The organism is Embleya sp. NPDC059237, from assembly GCF_042754105.1.
Classification (GTDB): Bacteria; Actinomycetota; Actinomycetes; order Streptomycetales; family Streptomycetaceae; genus Embleya.
Window position 1 is genome coordinate 1 of record NZ_JBHZAE010000027.1, and the last position, 9,645, is coordinate 9,645.

The 9,645-nt window shown below is 71.9% G+C and carries 11 protein-coding genes; 6 read left to right on the forward strand and 5 right to left on the reverse strand.

Annotated features, from left to right (window positions below; translation table 11 throughout):
• Positions 1–713, forward strand: a 713-nt coding sequence (locus tag ACFXKZ_RS47780; RefSeq protein WP_380013120.1) for a helicase associated domain-containing protein, incomplete at its 5' end; no start/stop codon positions are given.
• Positions 714–804: 91 nt separating this feature from the next.
• On the opposite strand, the gene ACFXKZ_RS47785 is transcribed toward ACFXKZ_RS47780, so the two are convergent.
• The 5 genes from ACFXKZ_RS47785 to ACFXKZ_RS47805 all read right to left on the reverse strand — a co-directional run bounded on the left by ACFXKZ_RS47785 (position 805) and on the right by ACFXKZ_RS47805 (position 5,836).
• Complete coding sequence (locus ACFXKZ_RS47785) at positions 805–1,074, reverse strand: hypothetical protein (protein WP_380013123.1); 270 nt, start codon at positions 1,072–1,074, stop codon at positions 805–807.
• Positions 1,075–1,429: 355 nt separating this feature from the next.
• Positions 1,430–2,092 (reverse strand): hypothetical protein, encoded by a 663-nt coding sequence (locus ACFXKZ_RS47790; RefSeq protein WP_380013126.1) that lies wholly within the window; start codon positions 2,090–2,092, stop codon positions 1,430–1,432.
• The gene (locus ACFXKZ_RS47795; RefSeq protein ID WP_380013129.1) at positions 2,089–2,631 is read right to left on the reverse strand and encodes a SigE family RNA polymerase sigma factor; all 543 of its coding nucleotides are present in this window, start codon (positions 2,629–2,631) and stop codon (positions 2,089–2,091) included. Before ACFXKZ_RS47795 ends, ACFXKZ_RS47790 begins: the two co-directional genes overlap by 4 nt.
• A 1,140-nt stretch (positions 2,632–3,771) precedes the next feature.
• Positions 3,772–5,196, reverse strand: a complete 1,425-nt coding sequence (locus tag ACFXKZ_RS47800) for an ATP-binding protein (protein ID WP_380013132.1) — start codon at positions 5,194–5,196, stop codon at positions 3,772–3,774.
• Between the two features lie 448 nt (positions 5,197–5,644).
• Complete coding sequence (locus tag ACFXKZ_RS47805) at positions 5,645–5,836, reverse strand: hypothetical protein (protein ID WP_380013135.1); 192 nt, start codon at positions 5,834–5,836, stop codon at positions 5,645–5,647.
• Between the two features lie 457 nt (positions 5,837–6,293).
• On the opposite strand from ACFXKZ_RS47805, the gene ACFXKZ_RS47810 reads away from it, so the two are divergent.
• The 5 genes from ACFXKZ_RS47810 to ACFXKZ_RS47830 all read left to right on the forward strand — a co-directional run bounded on the left by ACFXKZ_RS47810 (position 6,294) and on the right by ACFXKZ_RS47830 (position 9,259).
• The gene (locus ACFXKZ_RS47810) at positions 6,294–6,800 is read left to right on the forward strand and encodes a hypothetical protein (protein ID WP_380013138.1); all 507 of its coding nucleotides are present in this window, start codon (positions 6,294–6,296) and stop codon (positions 6,798–6,800) included.
• Positions 6,801–6,939: 139 nt separating this feature from the next.
• Positions 6,940–7,617 (forward strand): hypothetical protein, encoded by a 678-nt coding sequence (locus tag ACFXKZ_RS47815; protein WP_380013141.1) that lies wholly within the window; start codon positions 6,940–6,942, stop codon positions 7,615–7,617.
• A gap of 81 nt (positions 7,618–7,698) precedes the next feature.
• Complete coding sequence (locus tag ACFXKZ_RS47820; protein WP_380013144.1) at positions 7,699–7,866, forward strand: hypothetical protein; 168 nt, start codon at positions 7,699–7,701, stop codon at positions 7,864–7,866.
• 376 nt (positions 7,867–8,242) lie between these two features.
• Positions 8,243–8,494: a hypothetical protein gene (locus ACFXKZ_RS47825; protein ID WP_380013147.1), complete on the forward strand. Its 252-nt coding sequence runs from the start codon at positions 8,243–8,245 to the stop codon at positions 8,492–8,494.
• A gap of 264 nt (positions 8,495–8,758) precedes the next feature.
• Complete coding sequence (locus ACFXKZ_RS47830; protein WP_380013150.1) at positions 8,759–9,259, forward strand: ATP/GTP-binding protein; 501 nt, start codon at positions 8,759–8,761, stop codon at positions 9,257–9,259.
• Positions 9,260–9,645: the final 386 nt, after the last annotated feature.

A 9,645-nucleotide genomic window follows, 5' to 3' on the forward strand; every position in this document is an offset into this window, starting at 1 on the left:
CCATCGCCTGGCAGAGAGCCGCCAACGAAGTACGACTGCACCTGCGGCGGGGCGGGTCTTCGGAGGAGCTGACGCCCGGATGGATCGCCGGCGGCGAAGACATCGGCCGATGGGCGCAGCGGCACCGGCGAGCAGCCGTGCGGGCACGGCTGGGTCCCGGGCAACTCGAACAACTCCACGAACTCGGCATCACACCCGAAACCGAACACGGGCACGGCGCGGCGGCGGGCGAAGGCGGGACGGCACGGGGCGGTCGTGGCGCGGCGGACGGCGTCGAGGACGGTGCGGCGGTGGCCGCGGGTGTTGGTGGCGCGGAAGGTGGCGGCGAGAGGACCGGCGGCGGGGGGAACAGCGTGGAGGAGGGCGGTGCGGTTGTTGGCGGCGCCGGGGCTGCCCCGGCGCCCAGGCGCGGACGGCGCGCGTGGGAGACCGGGTTCGCCGCGGCCCTCGCCTACCGCCAACGCGAAGGCGATCTCGAAGTACCGCGGGGGCACGTCGAGACCGTGACGACCGAGACGGCGACCGGACCCGACGACGGAGACGAGGACGGCACGGACGGCGAGGACGACACGGACGGCGAGGACGACACGGACGAGGACGGCGGGGCCGTCGACGTGCGGCTCGGCAAATGGGTCAACAACCAGCGCACCCGGCGGAGTTCGCTCGGCGAGGAACGGGTCCGGCTCCTCACCGAACTCGGCATGCGCTGGTGAAGGGGCGGGGGCGGGTCCGGGGGGTTCGTGTTCGGTGGATGTGAGATTCGAAGTCGGATCGAGGGGGTGGTGTCAGTAGAGGTGGCTGGGTCTAATTGCCGGAGCCGAGGCGGCTGAAGGCCCAGCGGAGCACGTCCTGGTCGACGTGGGTGCGGCCGGTGCGTTCGAGGGCGGTGTGGGTATGGGCGGTCAGTCGGGCCCAGTTGCGGAAGTTGCCGTGGGCCGCGTGCTGGTCCGCGTAGGCGGTGTCGTCCGGATCGGTGTGGGCCCGGGTGGGGTGGTAGAGCGGGATGACGTCCTGGACCTCGTCGGGGGTGAGGCGGGTGAAGCGCTGCCAGATGAAAATCCTGGAAGAGAGCATGGGTTCCTTGCGCAGAGTCTGGTGACAGCCTTCTCCTCGTGCCCGACCTGGAGTTGCCTGCTCCCGGGTAACCGGAGTGGGCGGCCCGTGGCGAGACGGGCCTTCGTCTCAGGGGAGTGTTCGACCCGGCGATGGGATCCGAGGCGGTCGCATGGCATGCCACGGCCCGGCCGGGACCCGGGCGATGGGTGCCTCGGCCGGGCCGGTCGAGGGCCCGTGGGGGTGGGTGATTCGACCTTTCGGGTGGGTGCGTCGGGTTGTGTTTCGGATTCTGATTCCGGTGTGGCGTGGTGGGTAGGGGCGTTCGGCCCTGGTTTGTCGGGGAGGGCTCGGGGTTGTGGGGCGAGGGGCGGCGCTACTTTTCGATGCCCTGGGCGAGTCTGCGGCCCAGGGGGTCGTAGGCGGCGAGGGTGTAGTGCGGGTGGCCCGAGAAGGTGAAGGCGAAATAGCGGTGTGCGGTGCCCACATCGGTGGGGACGGCCCGGAACTCGGTGCCGTCGTCCAGGCGCAGCACGACCACGGACACCTCGTCGGAGGCGACACCGACGATGGAGCCGAACGTGTCCCCGAGCGGGCCGTCGGCGTAGTTGAGATGGCCGATGCCCGTTCTCGGATCGCCGACGAGGACCTGGGGTGCGGAGCCGCAGGTGAATCCGGCGGCGCGGCCGTCGAGTTCCCCGTTCGCGCATTCCGTGCCGTCCGGGCGTCGATGGGCCCGCACCGCCCAGGAATGCCCGTCGATCGTGCCCTGACCGACCAGGTCGGCGGGCGCGCCGGGGGGAGCCGTACCTGCCGACACCCGCACCGCCCGGTTTGATCCCGGGTCGAGCGCCCCGGACACCTGTAGCGTCGGCCCGATCAGCAGGGCCGCGCCTACGACCGCGCCGATTGCCCCCCGACGCCGTCGCCGGGTGCGCCGGCCGGCCGCGACGATCGCCTCCCAACCCGGCTCGCGCACGTCCAGTGCGTCGAGTTCCGCGGTCAGCTCTTCCCTGAGTCGCACACTCGCCTCCGTCATGACCGCGTCCTCTCGTGGTGCCGTGGTTCCGGCGATGCCAGCGCCGCCGCGTCCGGATCGGCCCGCAGTTGAGCCAGGCCGCGATGTGCCTGGCTGCGTACCGTCCCCACCGAGCAGCCCATCGCCGCCGCGGCCTCCGATTCGGACAGGTCCTCCCAATAGCGCAGGACGACCGCCGTGCGCCGCCCGGCGGGCAGCCGGGACAACGCGGTGATCAGCACGCTGCGGGTGACCGCCCGCTCGGTCTGGTCCGGGACGGGGGCCTCGATCGTGCGAGGGGACAGGAATTGCGCCACGCGCCGCCGCCGGTTGCGCGAGACGAACGTGTTGACCAGCATGCGGCGCAGATACGCGTCGGGGTTGTCGGCGCGGTTCACCCGGCGCCACGACGCGTATGCCTTGGCGAGTACGGTCTGTGCCAAATCCTCCGCGTCGCCGACGTCTGCGGTGAGCAGGACGGCGGTGCGGACCAACGCGGCACGTCTGGTCAGTACGAATGTTCGAAATTCTGCCTCTTCGTCACTGTTCAGGACGCTCACTCCTTCGCGACCGATGATGCTTCGACCCTTCGACGCCCGGTCGAGGCGGAATCTATGTCGTCGTGAGGCAACGAGTTTCGGTGCGGGTGTCGAGCACGGTCGCGCGCCGGGCGGGATTTCGGGCGCCTTGCCGGTTCTTCGCCGGCCGGGTGTCCGGGATGCCCGAGGTGTCCGGTGCGCCCGAGGTGCCCGAGGTGCCGGAGGTGTCCGGGGTGCCGCGACCGTCGGGCGGCCGAGGGGTGATGGTCCGGGTCGTACCCGAAGTAGCGCGGCCGGGTCGGCGCCGGGCCGGCAGGGCTCGGCCGGCGGGGGTCGCACGGGGCGGCCGGGACGGTGACGCGCAGGCCGTGGCGCAACGCCCGCCTGCGCGTGGAGAACACCGCACTGCGCGCCGAACGCACCGTGCCGACCTCGGACATCCACGCTTCGCCCGCCCGGTGCAAGTCCTCGACACCGGGAACCGTCGTCTGCGACGGACGCCCTGCACCGCCCCCGCCCCCCATTGCCTTCCCGGTGGTCCCGCCACGGGGCCCCCGGCCTTCGGGAAGCGGGTGCGGCTGCTCACCGAACTCGGCATGCGCTGGTGAGGCGGGGTTGTCGTTCGGGGGTGCTCGGGTTCGGTGAATATGAGATTCACAGGGAGATCGAGGGGTGGTTTCGGTGTCGGTGGGGGTGTTTCGGGTCGCTCCGGTCGGGGGTGAGACGACGTGGTCGTTCGTGGGCCGGGTCGCCGGGTGCTACGGGCCGGCGCCGACGTCCTGGCGGGTCGTTGACGATGGGTCGACCATCGCCCCCGCACGAGAGCGGGGCATGACCGGCGGACGCGGAGGTGGTTCTCGACGCGTCCGGGCGGCGGACGCTGATGCGGCTGTGCGGGGTCGAAGAGGCGGTACTCGGGTGGGCGTCGCCGTCGTGGGGTCGGGGGGAGGGCGAGGCTGCCGGGCGGGGGTTCGGCCGGGGTGGCGCAGGGGTTGTGGTGGGTCGGTGGCGCGGTGGTGGAGCCGGTGGCGTTCGGGTGTCGGCTGTGTGCGGCGCGGCGTACGGGTGCGGCGGTGCGGGTGGTTCGGTACGCGGCGCGGCGGCGGGCGGGTGTGCGGGCGGCAGGCACGGTGGGGCCTGGACGCGTGCTCGGGGTCCTCGCTACTCCCAGGCGGTGAGCAGGTCTTGGGGTCCGTAGGTGTAGTCGATGCCTTGGGTGGTGGTGCCGGAGCGGCTGGCGGCGATGAGCGGGGTGTCGGGGCCGGCTCCGGGGAGGCGGTCGCGGTGGACGGTCAGTGCGGTGAGGTCGCGGTGGTCGAACGGGCCTTCGAGCCATTTGATGGAGCCGACGGCGGTGACGTGTTTGGCGATGGGTGCGCGGTCGGCGGCGACGATGTCGATCTCGGGGTCGTTGGTGCGGGTCCAGTAGCCGCCGAAGGCCTCGCATCCGGGTGGGAGGCGTTCGGGGGGGAGCAGGGCGAGGGCCTCGCGGATCACGGGTTCGACGGCGCGGCCGCGCCAGCTGCTCCACGAGGTGCGCAGGCGTCGGTTGGCGCGGTCGCCGCGGCCGCGTTCGATCTCGGCGAGGTGCGGGCCCACGAAGGCCAGCCACAGCCGTAGGTGGGGGTCGGTGACGCGGTAGCGGGTGTCCTTGTTCGCGGGTTTGGTCGACAGGGGCGTCTCGGCGGCGACGATGCGTTTGTGGGTCAGGAGGGTGAGGGCACGGGTGAGGCTGGCGCCGGCGATGTCGCCGGCGGCGCGGGCGATGTTGGTGAAGGTGCGTTCCCCGCTGCCGATCGCCTCCAGGACCCGGCGCGCCTGGGCCTCGGTGGGGAACTCGGCGGCCAGACTGCGTTCGCCCGACACCACCAGGGCCGAGAGCGGGTCGGCCAGGCAGGTGGCGAGGTAGCCGGCGGTGTCCGTGCCCGGTTCCCATTCCGCGCACAGCAGCGGCAGACCGCCCGTGGCCAGGTACGCGTCGAAGGCCTCTGCCGCGGGAAGATCGAGCATGACGGCGACCTCGCGCGGGTTCAGTTGGGGGACGACCATCTCGGTGGCGCGCTGGTAGAACGGGCGTCCGTAGGTGCCCATCGCCTCCATCATGGCCAGGTCCGAGCCGATGCCGATCAGCAGCACCGGCTTGCGGGACAACTCGCGGTCGAAGAGCTTTTGCAGCGTGCCCTCGAACGCCGCGTCCTTCTCGATCAGGTACGGCATCTCGTCGAACACCACGATGCTGGGGCCGTCGGCGGGCAGCGCCGCGGCCAGCAGGCGCAGCGCGGCGTCCCAGCCGTCCGGGTGCGCGCCGGTGAACAGTGCGGCGCCGGGCAGGTCGGAGGCTGCGGCCTCGGCGACGAACAGGTCGATCTCCTCGCGGGTGGTCCGGGTCGAGGCGGTGAAGAACACACTCGGCACGCCGGCGCGATCGACGAACTCCTCCACGAGACGGGACTTGCCCACCCGACGCCGCCCGCGCATCAACAACGCCGTCCCCGGCCGCCCGCCCGGCCCGGCCTGTCGTTCCACGCGGCGCAGCATCTTGTCCAACTGCCGCAGTTGCGGCTGACGCCCGATGAACCCCGTCATCCCGACCTTCACTCACATCGATGTTTGTTTCATGGACGAAACTTACATCAATGATAGTTATGTGCCGGGTGGGTGGCAACGATGATGCTCCAGGCGCAGCCGGCCGGTGACGAGGCGGCCACGTGGCGGGAAGCGCACTCGTTGCGGAGAACATCCGACCGGCGTGTCGTGACCGATCGACGGACGCGACGCCGAGCCGGTCGACGCGGGCTCTGGTCGTACGTCCGGAAGGCCGAGGCCGACCCCGGCAACGCGGTGGGCCGGGGACGGAGGCATGGGACCGGTGGAGGCGGGGCCGGTTCGCGGTGGGATGACCGGCACGGGTGGCGCCGAGCGCCGGCCCCGAGGGGGACCACGGAAACGGAAACGAGCGGCCCCGGTTCACATCCCGGCGAGGCCGCTCGTCTCGTGCGGGGCCTGGGCCTTTTCGCGGGCCCGGTCGCCGCTGTCACCGCGGCAGGGGCGGCAGGAGGTTGAAGGCGAACACCGAGCACAGCCAGCCGAGGGGCATGGACGCCACCACCATGCGCCAGACGTGGACCGAAGGGAACGGCACGGCGCTCTCGGGATCGTCGCGACGGAACGCGACCGGCACCTCCCGGCCCTGCCACACGCGAGCGAACGTCGACGGCGGTTCCATCGGCCGCACCCCGTACGCCGTCCCCCGGATCGAACACCAGGCGCACCCACACCGCGGCGCCGTCGTCCGGCCCTTCGTCAACGCTCCAGCGGTCCGACACCGTCGATCCGCCTACCCGGCGGCCGAACACCACCGTCCGCACGTCCGCGAGCGCGGCCGGGGCACGGTCGTAGCGGTCCCGGTCGCGTCGGGCGCGCGCGGGAGCCTCGACAGCGACGGCACCGGGTCCGGCAACGGCACGGCGGCCGACGGCGCGCCACCCGGGAGCGGCGTGCCCACCGGCCCCGGGGCACGCCCGCGGCGGGTTCTCGATCGAGCGTCGGCACGGGCCCGGACACGCGTGGGGGAACGCTCGGGCGGGCGGGCGGCCGTCCCGGAAGGTCGGGATGAGGAGAATGGCCGGGCAGGGGTCGGCCGGGGCGGGTCGCAACGGTTGCGGCGGGCCGGTGGCGTTCGGATGTCGACTGTGCGCGGCGCGGTGTATCGGTGGGCCGGTGCGGGTGGTTCGGTACGCGGCGGTGGCGGGCGGGCGGGTGTGCGGGTGGCACGGCCCGTGGAGTTCGGACGCGGACGGTGGGGATCGAACGCGGACGCCGACGGGGTGCCCGAACACCTGGAGTTGCGCGAGGTGCCGGAGTGTCGCGGCGCGGCGGCGGCGGGCCGGTGCGGCGCGGCGGGCCGCGGGGTCGGGGTGGGGTGGGGCGGGGCGGATCCCGGGGAAGTGTTCGGCGTCGCGTGGGCGGTGGTGTGTCGGTGGTGGGAGGCGGCGCTGTCGTGGGAGCGGGAGGAGGTGTGGCCGCGGCGGCTGCACGCGGTCGCGGGCGGGGACGCCGGGGGTGATTTCGCGTGGTGGCGGGTGGTCGCGCGGGACACGGTCGTCTTTCCGGAGGTGGTGGCGGTGGCGGACGCGTTCGGCGGCGCCTCGGGTACCATCGCACCACCGCCGGCCTGGCACTGTTCATGAGCTTTTCGAAGAGCGCGGTGTCCCTGGGGGTCATCCCCGACTGCCTGCCCGCGCAGACCTTGCTGCCTGCCCCCGGCCGCTGACGGCAGCCGGATCCCCCGGGGTCGGTTGAAAAGGGCCTCGCACTACGATCCGACGCATGCCCGACCACCCGTGGTTTGAAGTCGATGGCCCCGCCGAGCCGGACGGCGAATTCGAAGTCGGCCCCGAAGAGCGCGCGTTCCTCGTGTCGTTGCGCGAGCACACGGCGTCCTTCGCGTCCGACGACGTGTATGGCGACGTCGGTCGGACCGACCCCGGGGACGTCCTGGTGGCGTACGTGGACCTGATCGACCACGAGGCGGGCGTGCATTTGGCCGCCTACGGGGTGCATTTCCAGGCCGACCGCGTGCTCGGCGACGTCCTGGGCCACGAACTCGCACTCCCGGAGAGCCCTTCCGCTCGGGCCTTGGCCGCAAGCGGCACCGTGGCCGACCTGGCGTGGCGATCGGCGGCCTGGATCCGGGACGTCCTGGACCGCCCTGTGGTGTTGTATGTGTGGCTGCACGAGCGATACGCGTACGCGGCGAGGTTCGCCCTCGCCGACCTCGACGAGACCCTGTGCCAGACCTACGTCGAGCGGTTCGCCCCACCGGACCAGGCCCGGGAGTTGATCGCCGCGGGGCACGTGCGCGGCAAGGGATGGATCCAAACCGTGGGCCTGTCCGCCCCCGATCTCTACTTCCACGTCCGCGGCGACCTCGGCCGGGCGTCCTTGCCGGCGGGCGTTGCGGCCGGTACCGAACGAGGACCGATCGGCGGTATCTGGTACGCCTGACGGTCGGGTCCGACGGACCGCGTCGAGACGGACACCACCGACGCCTTCCGCGACGCCGTCCGTGCCGGACTGGGCATCGGCATGCTGCCGTTCGACACCGCCACCCGCCGGGCCGGTCTCCCCTCGATCGCGGTCCACGACGGGCCCCGCCGCACCCAGCGGGTGATCTGGGCGAAACCGCCCTCGCCGGCGGCGCTCGCGCTGATCAACGAACTCCCGCTGCCGAACGCCGTCAAACGAACGGCTTGACACGCAACCGAGGTCGGTGCTCGGCAGGGTCGGGACCCGAGCCCGACGATCACGGCCCGGGACGCGTGGGACCAAGCGCAGCCCGCCGGCACCGAAAGCCCGTGTCCTGTCCCGTCGGTCCCCGGCGCACACGGCATCGGAAGGCGGGCGAACACCGGGCGCGGTCGGCACGCCACGAGTTCGGATACGTTCCCCGGGTTCGCCCTTCCGGCGGGCGCGGCGGCACCCGACGGTACCGGTATGGAGAGCGCGGACAGGCTCGGCAACGAATTCCTCGGTGGGGAGGCGGAGTTCGAGTCGGGGTCGGGTGGGCCGTCCGGGGGCGGGGCGGCGGCGGGTTCGGTTTGTACGACGCGCCCGCCGAGGCCGAGCCGTGGTGACCGGCGTGGACCCTGTGGACGGGCGCAGGCCGTCGCCGGTGACGTGGGACGGGTTGCGGGACTTCGTCGACCGGCCGCCCGCCACACCGCCCGAAGCGGGCGAGGGCGAGCGCGGGGTGGAGGAACGGCCGGCTTATCACTCACGGTTCGCGGTCGTGCGCATCGCGACGATCGACGCGATCTCGCGGACAGTGCGCACCCTGACGATCCTCGGCCGCCCCAAGACACCGGCGCGCGGCCGTGTGTGATCGTCACCGGGCCGCCGACCACCGGCAAGACCACCGCGCCGTTGCAGGTGGGCCGGACACGCCATCTCGCGGAGACCGCCCGACGCGGCCAAGGGCGCAGGGGCGGGTGCCGGTGGCGTACGTCCTGGTGCCGCCCAGAGCCCGCGCGAAGGCCCCTGCCGGTGAGTTCGCCCGCTACCTCGGCGTCCCCGTCACGGCCCGCATGACCCAGGCGCGGATCGTCGACGCGGTGTGCCACACCTATCGCGAGGCGAAGGTAAGGCTGTGGCGATCGACGAGATCCACCGGCTCAACCCACGCACGGCCACGGGGGCGGAGACCGTCGACCTGTTGAAGGACCTCACGGAACGCATCGGCGCGACGTTCGTGTACACGGGCATCGACGTGACCGCCACAGCGTTGTTCGGGAGTGCACGCGGGGCCGGGCTCGCCGGACGGGCCTCCCTCGTCGAGTGCGGGGCGTTCCCCGCGCGGCTCGGCACACGCGAACCATTCACGGAGTTGATCACCGGAGTGGAAGCCGCCCTCAACCCGAAACGCACACCGGGTCGGACACTCCCCCGCCTCGCGCTCTACCTCCACCAACACACCGCCGGACGCATCGGCAGCCTCACCCGCCTGCTCCGCCAAGCCGCCATCACCGCCATCGACGACGGCACCGAACGCATCACCAAAACCAGCCTCGACACGGCTCGCCCCGACCACCTCGCCGAAACACACCACCGTCCCGGCACCGCCACCGGGTCCCGCACACCCCGACAGTAGACACCCCGAGGCCCTGCAGCCATACAAAACCCTGCGACCTGCGCGAACGCGGTCCGGGCCTTTAGACGCACAGGCTATGTGCAACACACCAGGATGTTCTCAACGAAACCGCGACAATCCCAGGTCAGGCCCTCACGACCCTCGCCCGGACAGCCACGAAACGTTCTCACCCAACCTACAAAACCCCAATCCACAAACCCCAGAATCACATCAGTGAACTGGATCCCCTGCCTCTCGAATTGCCGCGTAGATCGCCCGCCCTACAGTTTGCACATTCTCGCTGTAAAATCCGTACCTGTCGTGAAACGCCTCTTCGGAAGAGCGATTCAGGAATGCGAACATCAGACTCCCGCATAGTGCCCGAAGGTCGTTACGACTCAGTTGGA